A 21,503-nucleotide genomic window follows, 5' to 3' on the forward strand; every position below is an offset into this window, starting at 1 on the left:
TGCGCGGTGCCACCCGTCGACACCGCGCAGTCTCCGTCTGTTCCTCGAGGTCAGGAGGAGGGGGAGTAGCCCGGGGTAACTCCGTGCCGGACGAGATACTGGCTGACCACCTCATTGAATTCGTCGGCGCGTTCTATCTGGGTCCAGTGACCACACCTGTTGAAGATGTGTGAGTCGGCGCTGGGGATGGTGTTGAGCAGTTCCCACGTCCGCGAGGCCGGAATGACCTCGTCTTGCAGGCCGTGGATCAGCAGCACTGGGAGATCCAGAGTGGACAGAACATCGAAGTCGAGAGGTAGTGCTTCCCGGTCCCGGTCGCGAGCCGAGACCACCTCGATGAGGCGTTCGGAGGCCGTGTCGTTCAGTGCTGCTCGGTAGCGGAGGCTCACCAGTTCGTCAGTGATGAGGGAGGTATCCACCACGAACTGCTCCAGGGTGCGGCGAATGCCGGCTTCGGACAGTTCAGGCGTGGAATGACCCGCCAGGGCAGCGGTTTTCTTCGCTCCACCGGTACCCATCGAGACGATGCCCAGCAGCCGTTCGGGAAAGTCGATGGCGAACTGCAGGGCGACCCAGCCGCCGATGGAATTTCCCACAATCCATGTCTTGTCGATACCGAGGGCGTCCAGCACGCGTACCGCGTGCCGGACCCATTCCCGGATACCGTATTCGGTGTCTGGGGCCACGATCGACTGGCCGTAGCCGATGGAGTCGATCGCGATGCAGCGACCTTGTTCCGCGATCCGGGGCAGATTCAGCCACCAGTTGGCCGCAGCGGTCACACCGGTTCCGGAACCGTGCAGGAACAGGATCGGGGTGCCCGCACCCAGCTCGTGATAGTGGGTGAGCTCGCCGTCACCGGTCTGCAGCCATTTGTCTTCGAGGCCGAAGAAGGCGTCGGTCCGGTAGTCGGGGATGGGCAGGGTCGTCATCGACCTTCCTTTCACTGAGATGAGTGGCGATTCCCCGGTTTACGGGGACGCCGTTGTATGCTGTGCGCACCTTGTCGAGGCGACGTGTCGCGAGGGCCGCCCCGGTTCGACACAGCCCGGAGCCGGTGTCGTACCAGCGACCGGCGTGCCGACATCTCGGTCTCGGTGGGGGCGGTCTGCATCGGTCGATCAGGGCCGACGGGTGAGTTTCTCGATGACGGTGTGGACTCCGACGATGTTGTTCACCATCTGGGTCACGCGGACATCCGCTGCGATGGAGCAAAGACTGTAGGCGTCGTCGGCGCTGAGGCCGTCGTCCACCAACCAGTTCACCAGGTCGTCCACCGCGTCGTGCGCGGCATCCTCGAGAGTGCCCCCGAAGCCGGTCGAGACCAAATGGTGTGCGGTTTCGACGCGGGGTGTGCGCAACCGGGCATCCCGTTCCACTGCGAACCGCAGCCGCACGTGATCCATCCCGGTCTCGATCGCGGTCTGGTTCACCTCGCCGTCCCCCTGAACCGCGTGACCGTCACCGCAATAGAAGCCGGCGCCGTCGCGGAAGACCGGCAACCTCAGACGGGCGCCGACCACCAGTTCAGACAGGTCCATATTGCCCCCGAACGGTCCGGGCTCCACAGTGCTCCGCGGGCCGTCGTCGGCGGGAGCCACTCCCATGATGCCCAGGAACGGCTTCAGCGGCACCGTCACATTCCCACCGAGCGTGGTGGTCATAGATTCGCGATCCAAGGCGAAGTGACGGATCATGCCGTCGGGGAAACGGCTGCGCAAGACACCCCGCCCGCGGGGGTGCGCCACCACCAGATTGAACCCGTGGGCCGCCGGGACGAGTTCGAGCACATCGACCACCAGCGTGTCGCCGGGACGAGCTCCGCGCACGTGGATCGGTCCGGTAATCGAGTGCGGACCGAGTGCCTCCGGAAAACCCTCCCGGATGCGTGGGAAGTCCCCGATGACCGTCTCCGGTGTCACCTGGTTTCCCCAGTGCCCCCAGGTGGACAGCGTGACCTCGTCGCCCGGGTTCACGGTGAGCACCGGCGGCGCGGCCGCGTCGATGACCCCCACGCGGACGGTGTCCGGACCGGCGGGCAGATGATGGACGCGGTGCTGCTCCCCGGCCCCTGGGGCTTGCGTCCCGGGAACGGCGGACGGATGCGCGACGGTATCGGGAGTCATGGCCGACTCCCGTCCGGCTCGCTCGGTGCGGATTCCTGACGGATCGATGCGAGTAGGAGCTGGACCGCGCTGGTGGCTCCGGATTTGTTGTTGGCAAACAGGATCCGAGCGAACTGTGCCCCCAGATAGGGGTGGAAACCGAGGTCGTAGAGGGCGCGGAAGTCCCGCTGTTCGATGGCTGTACGCTCCGCCGGTGTCAGGTCGTAGCGGTCGAGGACGGCTGCCTCGTCCTGCTCGAATTCCTGGCGCAGGTCAGCGTTCCATTTGAGATCCTGCACCAGATCGTGGGAGACCAGGGCTCGGTTGATGTTCTCGAGACTCACCGTTGCTTCACCTCCTCGTTTCCGGCAAGCGTCGAGGTCATGTCCCAGCTGACGGCGCCGATGCCGCAGCGCCACTGGTCCCAGGCGGTGTACCCGAGTACGTCGCAGAACCGCTCGCCGATGGCACCCATGACCAGGATCCAGCTGAGCAATTCCCCGGTGCCGCCAATTCCGGCCTGGTCGAGGTGCTCCGGCGTGACCTCGGACAGAATCTTGTCGTGATCGCCGTTGGCGAGCAGCCCGAGGAACCACTGGTCGAATTCCTCATCGATCCAGAAGTCCCGTACGCCGCCCGGCTCGTGGCTCATGCCGCCGGTGGCGAACAGTCCCACGCGTAGACCGTCCGGCAGGTCGTGTTCGATGATGTCCGCGAGCTGCTGTCCGATCTCGTAACAGCGGTGCTGATCCGGGATGGGCGGAACCGTGACGTTCTGCAGGATGGGGATGATCGGAACGCCGCTGGCTTCGATCTCGGTCTTGACCACCGGAACCGAAATATTGTCGTCGAAGTTCAGGTTCTCACGAGTTGCGGACGCGCGGACGCCCCGCCGGCTCAGGCCGTTGAAGATCGCTTCCGCGATGTCGGGGCGGCCGGGAATCGTGTACTCGCCGCACCCCAGCCAGTCCTTGAAGAATTCGGCCGGTCCGCGATGTTCCGGAGACATGCCGATCACGAAATCGGGGTACTCCCGGATCCGGTTGTTGGCCATGTGGTCGTTGGCGACCATGAGGATCACGTCGAGGTCGGCGTCGCGAATGTGTTGTGCAATGGAACCGTAAGCGGAGGACACCACCGTTTGCGATTCGGTCGGGGCCTGGTCGAACATGCCGATCAGTCCGGGTGCGTGGCTGGCGGCCACCGCGAATGCGGTTGTGGCCATGGTGAAACTCCTTTGTTGCGTAGAATGTTCGCCCGCATATGTCTGCGGGGCAAGGTGTCAGCGAGTGGCGGCGCGTAGGCTTCGGGTCTCGTCCTGCCGGATGTCCAGGGTGTCCGGGTCGATGTCGACGCCGTAGACCGTGCGCGCGGCGTCGACGGACACCACACCGTCCCGGACGTCGCGCAGCACCAGTTCGACGTCGCGCCGATGCGGGTCGCCGTATCCGCCGCCGCCGCTGGAGATGACTTCGAAGACGTCTCCCTCGCCGAGCGTGTAGAAGGAGTTGGTGTCGATCTCGGTGGGGTCGGCGCCCTCGGGGGTCAGGGTGAGGCGCTGGACGATGCCGGGCCGGCCACCGAGCAGGCCCACGGGTGCGGTCTCCGGCGTGAATCCGCTGCCGTAGGTTGCGCACGCAATGTCGCTGGCCTGTACCCTCCACCGGTAACGCACGCCCAGTCCGCCACGCCACTGGCCACCGCCCGCGCTGTCCGGAAGGTACTCGAGCTCCTCCAGCAGGTACGGGGTGTCCAGTTCATGAAGTTCGGGGTCCGGGGTGCGCAGTCCTCCCAGGGTGTTCGCGGGCGACAGGTGGTCCCAGCCGTCGAACCCTTCGGTGGCGCCGCTACCGCCCTTGCCAAGGAAATGCAGGTCGCCGAAGGGGCGCCCGGTGCGGGGATTGACCCCCATGGTGGCCGGGGTGCACCAGCGTGCCCAGCCGGCGTGTGCAAGGCTCGGTATGGCCTGGGACAGGGCCACCCAAACCGCCCCGGCGATGGCTTCGCAGGTAGGAACGGTGCAGGCCGCCACGGGCGCCGGGTCGCTGGGATTAACGATGGAGCCCACAGGGGCGACGACCTCGATCGGATCGATGGCGCCGCTGTTGTAGCGGATGTCCGGATCGATGGATCCGAACAGGGCGAGGTGGGCCGAGGCGACAGTGTTGGCGATCGGGCTGTTGATGAATCCTTGGGCCTGCGGGTCGCTGGCGCTGAAATCGAAAGTGAGCTCCTCGCCGTGAACCTTGATGGTCAAGGCAATCCGGTAGGGCCGGCTCCTGTCGATACCGTCGTTGTCCACCAGGCTCTCTGCGCTGTACTCCCCATCGGGGATCTGGGCGATCTGCGCGCGGACCTGACGAGCGCTGGCTCGCATCAGCTCATCGGTGGCGTCACTGAGCGTCGCAGCCCCATACTTGTCCAGGAGCGCGTGCAGCCGCCGTTCACCGATGGCAGTGGCACCGATCTGACAGTTCAGGACGCTCTCCACGAGCGAGCGCATACGCACGTTGGTAAGAATGAGTTCCCAGGCGTCTTTGCGGAGCGTGCCCCGGTCGATGATGCGGACCGGCGGAATGCGGATCCCCTCGTCCAGGACGTCCCGGGCTGCGGGATTGAAACCGACTACGCCTCCGCCACCCACATCGGCGTTGTGTCCCTTGGTCATTGCCCAGAACACCAGCTCGCCGTCCCAGAAGATCGGCCGCGTGATGGTGATGTCGGGAAGATGGGAGCCGCCGTTGAACGGATCGTTGTGGATGAAGACGTCACCGTCGTGCACATCGTCGCCGAAGAAATCCACGATGGCACGCTGCGCGTAAGGAGTGGCCCCGCCGATGACGGGAATGTAGTGGGTCTGTGCCAGCAGCCGACAGTCCGCGCTGAAGATCGAGGTGGCGAAGTCCCGCGCTTCCACGAAGATCGGCGAGCGCGACGTGCGCAACATGGTCTGGCCGATCTCACGGGTGATGCCGTCGAGAGCGTTGCCGATCACCGCGACGAGGATGGGATCGGAGGTGGTTCGTGCATGTGTCATCTGAAGCATTCCTTTCAGTCCGGTCAGTTGACCGGTTCGATGACGTACGTTCCCTGGGCATCAACCGTCAGCCCGTAGCCCTCGATGAGGACGACGGTGGTCGTCGGCTGCTCGATGATGGCGGGCCCGGCGATGCGGTTGTCCCGGTGCAGGAGAAGACCGTCGTAGACGTCCACCTGGATCCGTGAGCCCGAGAAGATCGCGTCGCGGGTGCCCTTGAGTGCGGCGGACGGGTCCTGGCCGGCGGAGGGGTCTTCGGCGAGGGACGGTTTGGTGGTGCGACCGAGGGCGGTGAGGCGCACATTGATCAGCTCCGTGCTCTCCCCGGGCATCGAGTAGCCGTTGAGGCTCTCGTGCTTGTCTTCGAAGTCGGCCAGGAGCTGCTTGAGCGCCGCGGGTGTGAGATCGCCGTCGAACTCCAGGGGGACCTCGATCTCGTCGAACTGTCCCACATAGCGGATGTCGGCGGTGAAGATCAGCTCGATGGCGTCCGGGGCGACGTTTTCCGACCGCAGCGTGGTGATGGCTTCGTCCCGCATCTCCCGATACACCTGGCTGACCCGGCGCAGATCCAGCGCATCGGTGTCCGAGACGAAGGTGCGTGCGTACAGGTGCTTGAGGTCGGTCAGCAGAGTGCCGACGGCGCAGAACACGGAAGACTCGCGGGGCACGATGATGCGGCTGATGCCCAGCTCCTGGGCGATCGGCACGGCATGGATCGGCCCGGCGCCGCCGGCCACGACCAAGGTGAATTCGCGGGGGTCGAAACCGCGCTTGACGGACACCGCGTTGACGGCCTCGGCCATGGTGGCGTTAACCACGCGGTAGATGCCTTCGACAGCTTCGGGGACGGACAGACCCAGCGGTCTGGCGACCTTCTCCTCGACGGCCTTGCGGGAGGCTTCGACGTCCAGGGTGAAGGCGCCGTCTCCGAACAGGTCCGGGTTCAGGTAGCCCATGAGCAGGTCGGCGTCGGTGGTGGTGGGGTTTTCTCCGCCGCGGCCGTAGCACGCCGGGCCGGGGGTGGCGGTGGCGCTCTGCGGGCCGACGCGCAGGATGCCGCCGGAGTCCACCCACACCAGAGAGCCGCCGCCGGCACCGACGGTGTGGATATCCAGCATCGGCAGGGCTACGCGATATCCGCCGATTTCGCTGTCGCTGGTGAGCAAGGGCTCACCGCCACGGACCAGGGCCACGTCGAAGCTGGTACCACCCATGTCCACGGTGATCACGTCCTGCGAGCCGTGCCGGCGTGCGTACTGCAGGGCGGCTTCCGGTGCGGCCGCCGGGCCGGACATCAAGGCGTTGACGGCCATCTCGCTGGCGATCTCGGGCGACATCACACCGCCGTTGGACTGGACGATGAGCAGGGTACCGCCGAAACCGCGGTCGGCGAGCTGCCGCTTGATGTTGGCCAGATAGTTCTGCAGCTTGGGGCCCACGAAGGCATTGAGCACCGTGGTGCTGTGGCGCTCGTAGGCGCGAATCTGCGGCAGCACCTCATGGGACATCGTGACGAAGACACCCGGGAGTTCTTCACGCAGGATTTCTGCGGTGCGCTGTTCGTGGGAAGGATCCAGAAAGGACCACAGATAGGAGATCGCCACGGCCTCGACGTCCTGCTCCCGGAACAGCTGTGCCGCCGCTCTGACATCGTCCTCATGCAGTTCCATGAGCTCGTTGCCCGACACGTCGATACGTTCGCGCACGGTGGCCACGAGGTTCCTGGGCACCAGCGGAACAGGTGGTGCGTACTTGGAGTCGTTCTGACGGTCCCGGATGCCGCGCCGCATGTTCAACAGATCTCGGAATCCGCGCGTGGTGACGAAACCGGTCTTCGCACCCTGCCGGGTCAGCACGGCGTTGGTCGCAATCGTCGTGCCGTGCACAATCGTGGAGACCCCGCCGAGAAATTCCTCGAGCGATTCACCGACGGCGTCCGCGGCCTTGGTCAGCCCAGTGAGCAGGCCCTCGGACGGGTCGTGCGGTGTGGTGGGCGACTTGTAGATTCGCCCGGCACCGTCCCCTTCCACCACGAAGAGATCGGTGAACGTCCCTCCGATATCGATTCCGACCCGGCGACCGGCTGTAGTGCGTGCATTCATCATCGAGACATCTCCGTGCAGTGATTCAGGGGTGGATTCAGGCAAGGACGCACACCATGGGGCGCGACGAAGCGCAGTGAACTACGGGAAAACAGTCGAACCGAAGCTGAACCCTCGGTTAGAAGTGGCTTTCCATGTCCGAAAAGTAACCCGCCTCACAGCAGGTCCGCAATGCCCCTGTTCGCCTGAGCCGAACACGGCCGTGCGGCCGTGTCGACAGGGGCAACTACCACGCCGGGGGGCAGATCGGGCCCTACGGCAATCGACCGTCGCCCGGAGACGGAGCCTTCGGGTGGGACAGTCGCTGTGCCGCGTCGACAATCGCCTGGGCGTAGATCTCGACGTGGGTGGGCAGCAGGTATTCGAGGAAGCTCATGCTCAAGGCCCAGGTCACGTCGCCGTCCTCATTACTGATCGGGGCGGCGACCGAGCACATACCCTCGACGGTCTCCTCGACCTCGAGGGCGTAACCACGCTCCCGAACCGTGGCCAGTTCCGTCTCCAGTACCGCCCAGGATCCGATGGACCGCTCCGTCAGACGCGTCAGTCCGGCGCCGGCATACACGTTCTGCACGTCGCCGGGACGAAGGTGGGCCAACAGCACCTTGCCGGCCGCGGTGCAGTGTGCCGCGAGCCGCTCGCCCACCCGGGTCAGGTTGACCTGCACGCCGGTGCGGGGTGAGATCTTCTCCAGATAGACCACCTCGCTGCAATAGCGCGAGGCCAGTTGAACGGTCTCGGCGTATTTCTCGACCAGTCGGCTCATCTCCACCCGCGCCGGACCGGAGATCTCCGATGTCATGCGCGCCCGGAGCCCCAACTGGAAGGCCCGCCACCCCAGCCGGTAACGGCCCCGCGCCGTGCGGCGGAGCAGGCCCAGGCCGGTCATGGCCTGCATGTACTCCCAGGTCGTTGTCTTCGGTAGGTTCAGTTCGCGGCATACGTCACTGACCGTCCACTCGGGGACGTCGGATGAGAAGAGGTCCAGGACCCGCACGGCCCGTTCGAGGCCGTCGATCACGATGCAGCCTTCACGAGCATGCGGTACAGGGTACGCGAGCGTGCATGGGAGCCGATCAGCGAGCATCCATGCTGAGGAAGTGCATGATCCAGATGCCGACACACCCCAGATCGACACGGAGGCAATCACGAGCCAGCGCATCTTGCCGGGTGAGTACTTCCGAGTCTGCCGGGCACGGAACAACCCGAGTGTTCGTCCTCGCTGATCTTGGGCCAGCAGACCGCCTCCGATGTAGGTTCCCGCCTAAAAGTTCGACTTTTCGTGGTCTGTCCTGGGGGTTTGTGGTCGGTTCTCATCAACTGTTCGGCGTCTCCTTCTCACGGTTCGTTCGACTTCTTCTCGGCGTGTGCTGGTTGGCGGGCCTGAGGATCTGTGCGGCCAGTTCGACGGTGTCGGGGTAGAACGCTGCGTGGGTGAAGCTGTCGTGATCGGTTTGGATGCCGAGATAGTGGTTGCGGGTCTGTAGCCGGAGCAGCCGGTATCTCCGGTGGTGAGGAATGGCGGTCGTCGAGGCCGGCCAGGGCGGGATGGCTTTGACCGCGGTCGCGTAGGCGAGTGTCACTTGCTGGGGTGTGTGGTGGCGCAGTAGCTGGTTGGTGCGGCGTTGGGCTGTGATGATCTCGGGGGAGGCGGACAGATCGAGCTGGGGGCTGTCGGCGTCGCCGATCCAGATCCCGTGGCGTGTGCAGACATTGTGGTGTATCGGCAGGGGGACGGGGACAGGTCCGCGGATGCCGCGGCGGATGGTGCATCGTCGGCAGGCGGTGGTGGCCCGGAGCGGGCCTTGAATGTCGGTGTCGCCGAAGGGAGGCAGTGCGTGGGCGAGGTCGGCGGGAGGTTTGCCGGTGAGGTGCGCGAGCGCGAGCAGCGCCGCGTCGGTTGCGGGGACGAGCAGGTGATGGCGGGCGCGGTCGCCGTCGCTGCTGGTCTTCCTCGAGAACTACGGGGAAAGGACGGCGAGAATGGCCCAGATCAAACAAGAGCGGACAATGAGCCTGATCATGAATTCGCGTCTTCTGTAACTCGTGACTATTTGTGATGGATAAGTGTGATTATCCATCAAATATGTTGCAGTGGATTATAATTCGATCTCACCCAAATGTGAGACGGATTCGGCTCGACCTGTTGCTGAGTGTGTGGCCGCGCGTGGCACGGCGACGATGTCGGGCGGTGTGCGTACGCTGCGCATGGTTGCAGGGGCGCCGGGGTCGCGGGTCCGCGCATGCGGCCGAAAGGCGTCGGCCAGGCGCGGCGGGAGCCCACGGGCGGGGATACCCAGCACCGGCGTCGGACGGTGTCGGGGACGACTCGGGCACAGGGTCGCGGGCGGTGCGGGTGGCGCGATGATGCATCCGAGGCACGACCACAGGCCGTTGGTTGACGTAATATTCGTTATCGGCAATAAACCAGGACGAGTTCAAACAGATGCAACTACTCATCCCACCATGCCATGACAACCGTTCCTGCAAGTGATGACGGGGTTCCGCTGAGGCGTGCTTGACGTGTCGGGATGGCGGCCGGGTGGTTGGTGTGCAGGTCCGAGGCCGTTTCTCTCATTTGATGAGAGATTCTCGCGTAGGGTCCCAGGGTGTGGACGTGGTCCCGGGGAGAATTCCCGCCTTCTTGAGTGATCAGACCGTCGGCTTGCTGCGCGCCGAGGATCGTGCCTTCGAGGCGATGCTGGACGGCTGGCGAGCGCAACAGCTGGCCCGCGGGTTGACAGTGGCGCACATCGAGGCGTCATGTCGGCTGGTCGGGCGTTTCCAGCAGCATACGAACGAATATCCCTGGACGTGGTCCCCCCACCACTTCGACGAGTTCATGGCCGACCGGCGCAGTGGACAACGTCGACTGGCGCTGTCGACATTGCGGTCGAACGCCGGGTCGATCCGGACGTTCTGTTGCTATGTGACCGAACCTCGATACGGATGGATACCGTTCTGCGAGAAGGTATTCGGTCAGATTCCGGCGCAGGTTGTCTTCGAATGGAATGCGCCCCGTCACGCGACCGACGACGCGGTCACACCCGGCCGTCGCAGCCTCACCCGAACGGAGCTGCAGCGGTTTTTCGATGTGGTGGACGACTTCGTCGACGATGAGTTCGCCAAGCGATCGAAACGGTGGCTGCCAGCACTGCGGGACTCGATTGCGTTCAAGGTGGCCTACGCCTACGGGCTCCGACGACGTGAGTTGGCGATGCTCGAGTACGTCGATTTCGGTCCCAACCCGCATGTAGCGCACTACCGCAGGTTCGGCGCCGTGCAGGTGCGGTGGGCCAAGGGTACGAGTGGTTCCGGCCCGCGTCGGCGCACCGTGCTGACGGTGCCCGAGTTCGAGTGGGTGGTGCCGTTGCTCGAATTCTGGTTGTCGCCGCAGGGCCGGGAGCGGTTCCCCACCGCGGATCGCTCCAGGCTGCTGTGGCCGTCCGAACGCGCCGACGGGTCGGGGGTGCGCAACTTCGATCGGGCGTTCCGCCACGCCCGCGACCGTGCCGGCCTGCCCGGCGAGCTCACCTTGCACGCGCTGCGCCATTCCTACGTCACGCATCTGATCGAGGCCGGCTATGACCCGTTGTTCGTCCAGCAGCAGGTCGGCCACGGGTATTCGTCGACCACCGCGCTGTATACCTCGGTGTCCACGGACTTCAAGCAGAAGACCGTGCAGCGGATTATCGCCACTCGACTCCGTGGCATCGGAACAGAGGGTGGGACCGGCTCATGAGTGAGCAGCGCCGAATCGGCTACAGGTGGAATCTGCGTCAGCTCATGGCCCAACGCAATTTGTGGAAGACCACCGAGCTGATCCCCCTGCTCAAATCGCGGGGTATCAACCTATCCAACGCACAGGTTCACCGGTTGGTGACCGCGACCCCGGAACGGATCCCGGCCCGCACCTTCGCCGCCTTGTGCGACATTCTCGACTGCACACCGAACGATCTGTTCGAACCGTTCGTCGAAATGCGGGCCGCGAAGACCGCCGACGCACCCCGGAGGCCCGAAAACTTCGGTGTCACAACGGAGCCGCGGATCGCCCGGCGCATCCGCGTGATCGCCCCGGACGACGATGGTTAGACCACGCAAACCCAGCGACCCCGACGCGTGGCCGATCCCGTGCACCCGGTGTCGCGGGCATTACCCGATCGCCGCGAACTGGCCCGACGGCCCGATCTGCAACTACTGCTACCAGCAGGCCAAACGCACCCGCGGCACCTGCGGCTGCGGCCACACCGGGGTGCTCCCCGGGGTTCTCGACGGCCATCCGGTGTGTCGCCGGTGCTCCGGGATCGCTCTGAACCTCGATTGCCGGGTTTGTGGCGTCGAGGACGAACTCTACCGCGGCGGCCGCTGCCAACGCTGCGAACTCGCCAGCCTGGTCGATGACCTGCTCACCGACCCGCAATCCGGAACGATCGTCGCGGAGCTGGCACCGGTCGCAGTGGCGTTGAAGGCCATGGCGCGACCCAACAGTGGGATCACCTGGATCCGGCAACGCCACGTCACCGCGTTCCTCGAGGGTCTGTCGACCGCACCGACGATCACCCACGGCAGCCTCGATGCGCTGCCTGCCTCACGCACACGTGACTACGTTCGGGCACTGCTCGTCGAGTACGGTGTCCTGCCCCCGCGTGACGAGATCCGGATCCGATACCGACAGTGGACGACCGAAGCTCTCAACCGCGTCCACCAGCCGGCGATGCGCGAGATCATCGACCGTTATGTCCGGTGGCATGTGCTGCGCCGCATGAACCAGAGCGAGACGGTCTCACACGGTGCCTTCTTGCGCAGTAAGCAGACCGTGACCGTCGCGATCGACTTCGTCAACTGGCTCAGTAACGAAGGCCTCGGACTTGGCGACCTGCGGCAAGGCCATCTCGATCACTGGATCGCTACCGGCTCCACGACCCGGCTGATCGTCGACCGTTTTCTCGGTTGGGCCATCGCGAGCCGACTGGCCACACCGGAGTTGACCGTGCCCAAGCATCGCCGCGGCACCAGCCGACGTCTCAGCGCCGCCGAACAGGATCATGCACTACAGGTGGCGGTCCACACCGACGAACTGTCGTCCCGCGATCGTGCTCTGGCCATCCTGGTCCTCGTCTTCGCCCAACAGATCGAGAACATCGTCCAGCTCCGCTGGGACGATGTCACCATCACCGAGGAGCAGGTCACCATTCGACTCGCCGACCTCGAGATTGCGTTGCCCACACCGCTCGACCAACCGTGGCGTGATCTCACCGTCAATCCCGGTCACGACCAGACGGCCGCACATCCCCACAGCAACTGGGTATTTCGCGGTTACACTCCCGGTCGGCACCTCGATTCCGCGACTGCACGAGACCGACTCAGAAGAACCTTCAGTGCGCGTGCTGCCCGGCTCGGTACCCTCGAGCAACTCAGCAGACTCGCACCCGTGGCGATCATCGCCGAGACCCTGGGCTATCACCCGGCCACGATCGAACGGCACGCTGCTGCCTCGTCGGCCGGCTACGCCGAATACATCGCAGCTATCGACGATGCACAATCGACCTGACCATCGGTTCGCCCTGACACCCGTCCGAACCACCGCGGATCAGGAGCAGATCTCAACGGCAACTCGTCTCACTGCAATACGTCTCGTTGCCAGTATATGAAATCGTCATAATATCTTGCGCTCCAATATATTACGGAGAATTCGTACCGTTCCATTAGACGGCTCGAGCATTGCCGCAGAAGCCGGAGTGTCGGCCGGTGCACGGTCCGAAGCCCACGACGACGCCGGAATGGACGTTCACCCCGCTCGGCCGAGTGCACCGGAGTAGATCGACGCGTGGCGTGGGCCGAGTGCGGGCCGCACCACGCAGCACCGTTTGCGTGGTGCCGGAGTGGTCATTACGTGACGAATTGGAGGAGCGCTGGCGCTCGTGCACAACCCACACGAGGATTCGCGAAGGTTTTTCCTGGATGATCTATATTATTTCGCAAGCAGGGATCGAGGGTCAGTCTCCTCTATTGAGATTCACTTCAGTGCCAATTGCCTTCTAGAATTTCGAGATCAAATTCTGGTGTGGGTAGATCCTCCGCCAGGTCTCCGCGGCCGCGGTCTGCGCGGACGACATCATTCGTTTGTCTCGTACCCGGTCGGCCGGACCGAACACCGATAGAGCTGCGGCCTCGGTGCCGCCGATCTTTCCGATAGGCACGGCGACGCAGCTGAAGCCCTTCACACAGCGTTCCGGGTCGTAGGCCAGACGAAGCTCACGCACTCTCGTGAGTTCGGGGCAGTCCACATCGGTGGGATCGCCGAGAGCCAGCAATGCCTTGCCGATCGTCGACGAAGTTACGGGGAGCCGGTCGCCGACACGAGACCGCACCAGCGGAGCCGACTCGCCACCGACTTTTTCGAGATAGACGGCCTCGGATCCGTCCCGCACGGCGAGGTGGACGACGCATCCGGTGAGCTGATGAAGCCGACGCAGGCTGGGAAGCGCCGCACGGCGCAGGGCATTCTGCTGCGCAGCCGCAGCGCCCAGCTCGATCATCCGCATACCCAGCTGGTAGTCCATGCCCTCGCGATACACCCAACGGAGCGCAACGAGCTGTTCGAGTGCACGGTGCACCGACGTGCGCGGGAGCCCGGTGGCGGCGACGATCTGCGACAGATTCAGGCGGTCTGCGCCCTCGAACACGTCGAGGATCACCGCCGCGCGCTGCAGTGTTCCGGTCGGCCCCTCCATCCGGCTCTCCTTTCTCGTCCCCGGACATGGGTAACACACCGTGCCGCGCGGAAGCCGGTATTTCCGCCTACCGGAATCGGTGCTGTTACTCCGGGCGTCCGGTGCTGTGTACTCCGTCCATGCCGAATCCCTCATGTATGACTCCGGGCGCGATGCTGGCAGGTCGTCGCGCCGTGGTGACGGGCGGCGCCGCAGGTATCGGCGCTGCGATCGCGAGGTCGTTCGCCGCCCATGGCGCTGACGTACTCGCCGCGGATATCGAGCCGATCGACGGACTCGACTTCGACCCCGCGGCGGGCGGGTCGATCAACGCCGTCGAATGGGATGTGCGTGAGGGATCGTGTCCGCCCGAACTCGTCGAACACCGGCCGGACGTGCTGGTCAACAACGTCGGCCACTATTTGCAGCCGCCTCATGCCTTCGCCACCAACTCGCCGGCGCTCTGGGACGAGCTGCACAACATCAACTTCGCGCACATCCTGCGCCTGACGCACGCATTGCTGCCGGGAATGACCGAACGTGGCCGCGGGTCGATCATCAACCTGACCACCGTCGAAGCCCACCGCGCGATTCCCGGCCACACCGTGTACTCCGCCTACAACGCTGCGCTCACGCAATTCACCCGCTCGCTGTCGGCCGAGGTCGGCCCAGCCGGCATCCGGGTCAACGCCATCGCCCCGGACCTCATCGAGTCGGTGCAGGTTCCCTACGCGACGCTCGTGCCCGAGGAGGACCTGCCGCTGTGGCCGAACTGGTCGCCGCTCGGCGGTCCCGGGCAGCCCGAGGACGTCGCGGGTGTCGCGCTGTTCCTCGCCTCCGACCTGTCCCGGTTCGTCACCGGAGGCACCATCCACGTCGACGGCGGCACGCATTCGTCCGGCGGGTGGGTGCCACGCAACTCCGGCGGCTGGACCAACCGTCCCCGCAATCCCTGATCCACGATCCGAAAGAGGCATCATGAAAATTCTGGTTATCGGCGGCACCGGCATGATCGGCGCGCACGCCGCACTCGAACTGCGCGAACACGGCGACGACGTCACGGTCGCGGGACGCGGTCCACTTCCCGACGACTCGCTCGTCGCCGATTTTCCGCTGCTGACCGGTGACTACACGGTGCCGACCTTCACCCGCGAGCAATTGTCCGGTTTCGAAGCCATCGTCTTCGCTGCCGGCCAGGACCCGCGACACAAGCCACGCGAGGACGACGACGAGCTGAAATTCTGGGAGACCACACAAAGTGTGGGTGTGCCACGTTTCGCCCAACTCGCGAAGGACGCGGGCGTCGGGCGGTTCGTGCAGGTCGGAAGTTACTACCACCAGGTGCGTCCGGATATCGCCGAGACCAACCTGTATGTCGCGGCACGCAAGGCCGCCGACGAGGGCGCCCGTGCGCTCGCCGGCGAGTCGTTCAACGTCTGCACGCTCAATCCGCCGTCGATCCTCGGTGTCGTGCCCGGTGCCTCCACCCGCCGCTACCGGAAGATGGTCTCGTGGGCCGCAGGCAACGAGCCGCAGATCCCCGATTTCGCTCCCCCCGGCGGCACCAACTACCTGTCGGCCCGCTCGCTTGCACAGGCAATCCGCGGCGCCGTGCATCACGGTGAGTCCGGGAAGGCGTACCTGATCGGCGACGAGAACCTCACCTACCAGAGCTTCTTCCAGATGATGGTCGACGCCGCAGGTGGCAATCGTGAGGTCGCGGTGAAAGACGAGTCGCACCCGCTGCTGTCGGATGCTGCGATCGTCCAGGGACGCGGCAACACCCTGTCGTACGAGCCGGATGTGGACGAGACGGCGCTGCTCGGCTACGACCGCAACGATTGCCGCCGCGCGGTCGAAGAGATGGTTGCTGCGGTCGTCGCTGCCACCCAGTGAGACCGGAGCAGTAAGAGCGCAGCTTCCGCGATACCAAGAGAGCATTCGGACCGCGTACTGCGAGGAGAACTGCAATGGGTAACCCGGTGATCGTCGATGCGGCGAGGTCTCCTATCGGCCGACGCGGTGGGGCATTGTCCGGGCTGCACGCCGCCGAGCTGCTGGGCGCCGTCCAGAAAGGTCTGCTCGAGCGACTGAGTCTCGATCCGGCCCTCATCGAGCAGGTGATCGGCGGATGCGTCACGCAGGCCGGCGAACAGGCGTCGAACGTCAGTCGCAACGCATGGCTGCACGCCGGTTTGCCCGAGCGGACCGGTGTGACCACCATCGACGCGCAATGCGGCTCCGGTCAGCAGTCGGTGCACCTCATTGCCGCCCAGATCGCCGCGGGTGTGATCGACACGGGGATGGCCTGCGGTGTCGAGGCGATGTCGCGAGTACCGTTGCTGTCCAACATCGCCGGTGACTTCGGTAGCCCGAAGCCCCCGGGCTGGACCGTGGACATCCCCGCTCAGTTCGACGGGGCCGATCGCATTGCGCGGCGTCGCGGGTTCTCGCGTGGCGATCTCGACGCGTTCGGGCTCCGGTCACAGGAGCGTGCGGCCGCCGCGTGGGCCGATCGTCGCTTCGACGGTGCGATCGTGCCGGTGAAGGCGCCCGACGCCGATGGTGAGGCACCGGTCGTGGTGTCGCGTGACGGTGGTCTGCGCGACACCTCGCTCGATGCCCTGGCGGGACTGAAGCCGGTGCTCGAGGGAGGTCTGCATACGGCGGGCACTTCCTCCCAGATCTCCGACGGTGCAGCTGCGCTCGTGGTCATGGACCAGACACGGGCCGAGGAACTCGGTCTGCGTCCGCGGGCGCGGATCGTGGCGCAGTGCCTCATCGGTGCAGAGACGCATTACCTGCTCGACGGCCCGGTGCAGGCTACCGAGTATCTGCTCGAACGGACCGGGATGTCGATCGGCGACATCGACCTGTTCGAGGTGAACGAAGCGTTTGCGGCGGTGCCGATGTCGATGGCCCGCGTGCACGGCGTCGACGAGGACCGTCTGAACGTCAACGGCGGCGCCATCGCGCTCGGCCACCCCGTGGGAGCGTCCGGTGTCCGTTTGATCGGGGCAGTGATCGACGAACTCGAACGTCGCGATGCGGAACGCGCCCTCGTCGCGGTCTGCGCCGGTGGAGCGATGGCAACGGGGGCGATCGTCGAACGGATGTGAGTGCCGGGGCGGGCTCAGCGCTCGGCGTCCGCCCCCATTCCGTCGAGGAAAACGGAGATACAGTCTTCCGCGAGTTCGTCGAGAGAGTAACCGTCGTCGGGTTTGTGCCAGTACACGGTGAACCACACGGAATCTCGAAGGAATCGGTGGAACACCCTGGTAGGAATGTCCTTTCGGAGGACGCCCGCGTCCTTGCCCGCCTCGATGGCGTCGAGCCATACCGCCTGGATCGACTGTGCGAGGCGCCGTGCTTCGACGAAATCTTCTAGGCGCCGCAGATTCTCGAACTCTGCCTGGTACACCTTCGTCGCGTTGCCGCGGGTTGCTGCAGTGGCGAGCGAGACGTCGACAATCGCCTTCAGCCGGGCTCGGGGGTCGAGGTTCTCGGCCCCCGCAGCCCGGTAGTCGTCGAGTAGGTCTGTCAGATATCCCGTCACGAGCTCGGTGACGATAGCGCCCTTGGACCGGAAATAGTGGTAGAGCGCGCCTGCGTTCAGGCCGACGGCGTCGCCGATCTCCCGCATCGACGTGCCGGCGATGCCGCGTGCGGCGAAGGCCGTCGCGGCGGCATCGAGTATCTCCGATCGCCGGTCCGGTGGGCCGGATCCGTCTGACTTTCGGGTGGCCACGCTCATTCGAGAAAATGTATCGGGACTTCCCGTATTCCGCAAACAGGGCGGCTGCGGCGACGGTGACTTCTTTCTGTTCAGCAGATTTCGTCGGGGGTCAACGTCTTCCGTGATCTTCCGCGTACTTGACGACGGCGTTCGGCAATTCTATATTCGGGATTGAATGATCGTTCAAACGATGTTCATCGCCGACGACGGCTGCGGCCGGACCGCATTCGCTACGACTCCCTACTGCTTCGCTTCCTGAAGTGGTGATCCGCGGCGTCGGCACCTTCGACGAATTCGGATGAGGAGATCCCATGACCAGGGTTGTCTACGCACGCAGTGTTCATGACGAGCGCGAGATCGAGGCCTGCCTCGAGGTTCTGCGCGGGGGACCGTTCGCGTTGAAGATCGGCAAGAACGTCGCGGAGATGGAACGCCGGGTGGCCGATCTCTACGGCAAGAAGCTCGGCCTCATGTGCAATTCCGGTTCGTCGGCGCTGTATCTGGCGCTCGAGTTGCTGGATCTGCCCAAGGGCGCCGAGGTCATCACCTCGCCGCTGACCTTCTCCACCGATGTCGCGCCGATCGTTCGGGGTGGCTGGATCCCGGTCTTCGTGGATGTCGAGCCCGACACCTACAACGTCGACGCTGCCAAGATCGAGGAGATGATCACTGACCGGACCGGGGCGATCCTCGTTCCGAATCTCGCTGGTAATGCGCCGGATTGGGATGCCATCCGCGAGATCGCCGACAAGCACGGGCTGAAGGTCATCGAGGACTCGTGCGACTGCATCGGCACCACCTTGCGCGGCACCAAGACCGGATCGCGCTCGGACATCACCGTCACCAGTTTCGCGATGTCGCACATCATCACCTGTGCCGGGAACGGGGGTATGGTCTGCCTCGACGACGAGAAGCTTCGCGACAAAGGGTTGATGCTGCGCCGTTGGGGGCGGCGCTCGGAACCACACCTGTTCGGTTCCGAGCCCGGCGGGCGGGTGTTCCGCGAGGATCTCGACGGTGTCTCCTACGACAACGACTTCATCTTCGACGTCCTGCCGTGGAACTTCGAGCCCTCCGAGCTGGGTTCGGCCTTCGGTCTGGTCCAGCTGAGCAAGTTGGAGGAGAACTACCGGCGTCGCCACGAGATCTTCGATGCCTTCACTGCCGCGTTCGGAGCCTACCCGGACCTGTTCCGCCTGCCCAAGCAGCTCGAAGGCTTCCACACGGCGTGGCTGTGCTACCCGGTGACCGTCTGTGAGGATGCCGGGTTCGAACGTTCCGATCTGCAGGAGTTCCTCGAAGGCGCAGGTATCGACACCCGCACCGTGTGGAGCGGCAACGTCACTCGCCATCCGATGATGAGCAACGTCGAATACCGGGTTCCGGATGCGGGTCTGCCGTTCGCCGACGAAGTCTTCGCCCGGGGTATGTCGCTGGGGATGAGTCACGGTACGACCGCGGAGGAGCTCGACCACACCGTCGCGACCATCCACGCGTTCGCTTCGAAGTACACCCGGGCCGGCGCCTGATCTTGTCGGCAGTGCAGCTCCCGAGCTTGGCGGGAGAGAATGAAACCGGGTTGCATCACTCAGTGGGATTTCTGCTTGACCACAGGTGATAGGGCGCTAGTCTGGGATCAGAAATTTAGAACTGAGTTTCAGATATGCAGTGACCATGATTTCGCGTAGCCCTCGGACAGGAGCATCTCGTGACGAACGAAGTCCCGTACACCCTCATCTCCGCCGACAGTCATGCCGGCGCCGATCACGCCACCTACCGCGACTACCTCGAGCCGAAGTGGCACGAGGAATTCGACGCGTGGCGCGGCAAGTACAAGAACCCCTACCGCGACCTCGTCGACGACGGACGGGACCGCAACTGGAACAACGAGCGGCGCATGCGCGAGACGCAGGGCGACGGCACGGTCGGTGAGGTGCTGTTCCCGAACACCGTGCCACCGTTCTTCCCGAGTGCGGCGGTGCTGGCCGGGCCACCTCGTGCGGACGACTTCGAGAAACGCCTGGCCGGAGTGCGCGCGCACAACCGGTGGCTCAAGGACTTCTGTGACGACGCACCGGCGCAGCGGGCAGGCGTCGGGCAGATCTTCCTCAACGACGTCGACGAGGCGATCGCGGATGTGAAGTGGATCAAAGAGAACGGGCTACGGGGAGGTGTTCTGCTGCCGAACCTGGCGCCGGACATCAAATGGGTCAAGCCGCTCTACGATCCCGAGTACGACCGGCTCTGGGAGATCTGTGAAGACCTCGGTGTGCCGGTCAACAGCCACGCAGGTACCGGCCTGCCCGACTACGGCCGGTACAAGACCTCGTCGCTGCTCTATATCAACGAGGTCGGCTTCTATTCGATGCGCCCTCTGGTGCAGATGATCCTCTCGGGTGTCTTCGAGCGCTTTCCCAGGCTCAAGTTCGCCGTGTCCGAGCAGGGCTGCTCGTGGGCGCCGGATCTGATGCGTCAGCTCGACACGGTGGACCTGCGCGTCAAGCGCACCGGCCGGATCGGTGAGCTGTTCTACAGCGAGGACGAGCAACTGCCGTTGCGTCCGAGCGAGTACTTCCGCCGCAATGTGTGGGTCGGTGCGACAATGCCGTCCGCGCAGGACATCGCGGTGCGCGAGACTCTCGGCGAAGGAAAGTTCATGTGGGGCAGCGACTATCCGCACAACGAGGGAACCTACCCGTTTACGCGCGAGTGCATTCGTCAGGTCATGCACGACGTGGACGAGTCCGAGCTGCGGAAGCTGTTCGCCGCCAACGCCGCCGAACTGTACGACTTCGATCTCGATGCGCTTGCACCGCTCGCGGCCGAGTACGGGCCGACACCCTCCGAGATCGCGCAGCCCCTGACCGAGCTTCCCGAGAATCCCAACGACGTACTGATGCGCGATTCCTTCGCTGAGCAACTCGAAGCGGAGCTGAGCGCATGACCGCCTACGCAGGAATTCCGATCATCGACACACACATCGGTTTTCGTGAATCCGGATACGACGAGTACGCCTTCATCACGAAGCAGACGAAGGACAGCCAGAGCCGTGACGAGTTCACGATGCCCGCGCAATACATGTTCAAGGATGTTCCGAGCGACCTGGCGACCGACGATCCGGTGTCGGTGACACTGCGGGAAATGGACAAGCACGGCATCGAGATCGGAATGGTCAGCGTTGCCAAAGAGTCAGGGCGTCAAGCAGTCCGGATGTTTCCGGACCGGTTCGTCGCGCAAGGCTCTGCCGTCGACCCCAACGACATCATGGGCACCCTGGAGCGGATGACGCGCGAACGCGAGGAATTCGATATCCGGTCGGTGAGTTCCTTCGCGGCAGGCACCTTCCCGCAGGTGGCGCTCAACGCACCGCAGATGTATCCGATCTATGCCAAATGTGTCGAACTGGGCATCCCGATCTTCGCGTGTGCAGGAATCGCGGGTCCTCGGCTGAAATCCGCGGTGCAGCATGTCGAACTCATCGACGACGTGATGTTCGACTTCCCGGATCTCGTGTTCGTCACCCGGCACGGCTGTGAGCCGTGGGAAGATCTGGCGGTCAAGCTGATGCTCAAGTGGCCCAACCTGTACTATTCGACATCGGCCTTCGCTCCCAAGCACTATCCGAAGGCGATCGTCGACTATGCGAACACCCGGGGCGCCGACAAGATCATCTACGCCGGGTACTTTCCGGCGGGTCTGAGCCTGGACCGCATCTTCGACGACATGCCGAACGTTCCGTTCAACGACGACGTGTGGCCGAAGTTTCTGCATGACAATGCCCGCAAGGTGCTCGGATTGAAAGGTTGA

Annotated in this window: 20 protein-coding genes; 10 read left to right on the forward strand and 10 right to left on the reverse strand. The window is 64.5% G+C overall.

Features of this window, described 5'->3' with window-relative positions; genetic code table 11:
* Positions 1–50: 50 nt before the first annotated feature.
* The 8 genes from ACZ46K_RS06735 to ACZ46K_RS06770 all read right to left on the reverse strand — a co-directional run bounded on the left by ACZ46K_RS06735 (position 51) and on the right by ACZ46K_RS06770 (position 8,830).
* The gene (locus ACZ46K_RS06735; protein WP_440126687.1) at positions 51–932 is read right to left on the reverse strand and encodes an alpha/beta fold hydrolase; all 882 of its coding nucleotides are present in this window, start codon (positions 930–932) and stop codon (positions 51–53) included.
* A gap of 189 nt (positions 933–1,121) precedes the next feature.
* Positions 1,122–2,126, reverse strand: a complete 1,005-nt coding sequence (locus ACZ46K_RS06740; RefSeq protein ID WP_464747298.1) for an acetamidase/formamidase family protein — start codon at positions 2,124–2,126, stop codon at positions 1,122–1,124.
* Positions 2,123–2,449 (reverse strand): hypothetical protein, encoded by a 327-nt coding sequence (locus ACZ46K_RS06745; protein WP_054804870.1) that lies wholly within the window; start codon positions 2,447–2,449, stop codon positions 2,123–2,125. The genes ACZ46K_RS06740 and ACZ46K_RS06745 overlap by 4 nt, the downstream gene beginning before the upstream one ends.
* Positions 2,446–3,330, reverse strand: a complete 885-nt coding sequence (locus tag ACZ46K_RS06750) for a DODA-type extradiol aromatic ring-opening family dioxygenase (protein WP_464747300.1) — start codon at positions 3,328–3,330, stop codon at positions 2,446–2,448. The genes ACZ46K_RS06745 and ACZ46K_RS06750 overlap by 4 nt, the downstream gene beginning before the upstream one ends.
* A 57-nt stretch (positions 3,331–3,387) precedes the next feature.
* Positions 3,388–5,142, reverse strand: coding sequence for a hydantoinase B/oxoprolinase family protein (locus ACZ46K_RS06755; protein ID WP_464747302.1), 1,755 nt, complete (start codon positions 5,140–5,142; stop codon positions 3,388–3,390).
* A 23-nt stretch (positions 5,143–5,165) separates the two neighbouring features.
* Positions 5,166–7,250: a hydantoinase/oxoprolinase family protein gene (locus tag ACZ46K_RS06760; RefSeq protein WP_464747304.1), complete on the reverse strand. Its 2,085-nt coding sequence runs from the start codon at positions 7,248–7,250 to the stop codon at positions 5,166–5,168.
* Between the two features lie 250 nt (positions 7,251–7,500).
* Positions 7,501–8,268, reverse strand: a complete 768-nt coding sequence (locus ACZ46K_RS06765; protein WP_440126682.1) for an IclR family transcriptional regulator — start codon at positions 8,266–8,268, stop codon at positions 7,501–7,503.
* A gap of 295 nt (positions 8,269–8,563) precedes the next feature.
* Positions 8,564–8,830 carry a hypothetical protein gene (locus ACZ46K_RS06770; RefSeq protein WP_054810832.1) on the reverse strand — a complete coding sequence of 89 codons (267 nt, stop codon included), beginning with the start codon at positions 8,828–8,830 and terminating at the stop codon, positions 8,564–8,566.
* A 255-nt stretch (positions 8,831–9,085) separates the two neighbouring features.
* Here ACZ46K_RS06770 and ACZ46K_RS06775 point away from each other — a divergent pair, with 255 nt between their 5' ends.
* The 4 genes from ACZ46K_RS06775 to ACZ46K_RS06790 all read left to right on the forward strand — a co-directional run bounded on the left by ACZ46K_RS06775 (position 9,086) and on the right by ACZ46K_RS06790 (position 12,798).
* The gene (locus tag ACZ46K_RS06775) at positions 9,086–9,307 is read left to right on the forward strand and encodes a hypothetical protein (protein ID WP_440126681.1); all 222 of its coding nucleotides are present in this window, start codon (positions 9,086–9,088) and stop codon (positions 9,305–9,307) included.
* A 521-nt stretch (positions 9,308–9,828) separates the two neighbouring features.
* Complete coding sequence (locus ACZ46K_RS06780; protein WP_464747306.1) at positions 9,829–10,989, forward strand: tyrosine-type recombinase/integrase; 1,161 nt, start codon at positions 9,829–9,831, stop codon at positions 10,987–10,989.
* Complete coding sequence (locus tag ACZ46K_RS06785; RefSeq protein WP_054806697.1) at positions 10,986–11,339, forward strand: helix-turn-helix domain-containing protein; 354 nt, start codon at positions 10,986–10,988, stop codon at positions 11,337–11,339. Before ACZ46K_RS06780 ends, ACZ46K_RS06785 begins: the two co-directional genes overlap by 4 nt.
* The gene (locus tag ACZ46K_RS06790; protein ID WP_464747308.1) at positions 11,332–12,798 is read left to right on the forward strand and encodes a Fis family transcriptional regulator; all 1,467 of its coding nucleotides are present in this window, start codon (positions 11,332–11,334) and stop codon (positions 12,796–12,798) included. Before ACZ46K_RS06785 ends, ACZ46K_RS06790 begins: the two co-directional genes overlap by 8 nt.
* Before the next feature lie 487 nt (positions 12,799–13,285).
* Here ACZ46K_RS06790 and ACZ46K_RS06795 read toward each other — a convergent pair whose 3' ends face one another.
* Positions 13,286–13,981 (reverse strand): IclR family transcriptional regulator, encoded by a 696-nt coding sequence (locus ACZ46K_RS06795; RefSeq protein ID WP_054806698.1) that lies wholly within the window; start codon positions 13,979–13,981, stop codon positions 13,286–13,288.
* A gap of 119 nt (positions 13,982–14,100) precedes the next feature.
* Here ACZ46K_RS06795 and ACZ46K_RS06800 point away from each other — a divergent pair, with 119 nt between their 5' ends.
* The 3 genes from ACZ46K_RS06800 (at position 14,101) to ACZ46K_RS06810 (ending at position 17,079) form a co-directional block, all read left to right on the forward strand.
* Positions 14,101–14,916 (forward strand): SDR family NAD(P)-dependent oxidoreductase, encoded by an 816-nt coding sequence (locus tag ACZ46K_RS06800; RefSeq protein ID WP_464747312.1) that lies wholly within the window; start codon positions 14,101–14,103, stop codon positions 14,914–14,916.
* Positions 14,917–14,938: 22 nt separating this feature from the next.
* On the forward strand, positions 14,939–15,856 hold the full coding sequence (locus tag ACZ46K_RS06805) for an NAD-dependent epimerase/dehydratase family protein (protein WP_054806699.1): 918 nt from the start codon (positions 14,939–14,941) through the stop codon (positions 15,854–15,856).
* Positions 15,857–15,930: 74 nt separating this feature from the next.
* Entirely contained in the window at positions 15,931–17,079 is a 1,149-nt protein-coding gene (locus ACZ46K_RS06810) for a steroid 3-ketoacyl-CoA thiolase (protein ID WP_440126676.1), read from the forward strand.
* A 14-nt stretch (positions 17,080–17,093) separates the two neighbouring features.
* On the opposite strand, the gene ACZ46K_RS06815 is transcribed toward ACZ46K_RS06810, so the two are convergent.
* Positions 17,094–17,714 carry a TetR/AcrR family transcriptional regulator gene (locus ACZ46K_RS06815; RefSeq protein ID WP_054806700.1) on the reverse strand — a complete coding sequence of 207 codons (621 nt, stop codon included), beginning with the start codon at positions 17,712–17,714 and terminating at the stop codon, positions 17,094–17,096.
* A 293-nt stretch (positions 17,715–18,007) separates the two neighbouring features.
* On the opposite strand from ACZ46K_RS06815, the gene ACZ46K_RS06820 reads away from it, so the two are divergent.
* The 3 genes from ACZ46K_RS06820 to ACZ46K_RS06830 all read left to right on the forward strand — a co-directional run bounded on the left by ACZ46K_RS06820 (position 18,008) and on the right by ACZ46K_RS06830 (position 21,503).
* Positions 18,008–19,225, forward strand: coding sequence for a DegT/DnrJ/EryC1/StrS family aminotransferase (locus tag ACZ46K_RS06820; RefSeq protein WP_440126674.1), 1,218 nt, complete (start codon positions 18,008–18,010; stop codon positions 19,223–19,225).
* Positions 19,226–19,404: 179 nt separating this feature from the next.
* A complete protein-coding gene (locus ACZ46K_RS06825; RefSeq protein ID WP_054806701.1) occupies positions 19,405–20,640 on the forward strand; it encodes an amidohydrolase family protein in 1,236 nt (411 codons plus the stop codon).
* Entirely contained in the window at positions 20,637–21,503 is an 867-nt protein-coding gene (locus tag ACZ46K_RS06830; RefSeq protein ID WP_054806702.1) for an amidohydrolase family protein, read from the forward strand. The genes ACZ46K_RS06825 and ACZ46K_RS06830 overlap by 4 nt, the downstream gene beginning before the upstream one ends.

The sequence above is a fragment of the Rhodococcus sp. JCM 9793 genome, from assembly GCF_055380405.1.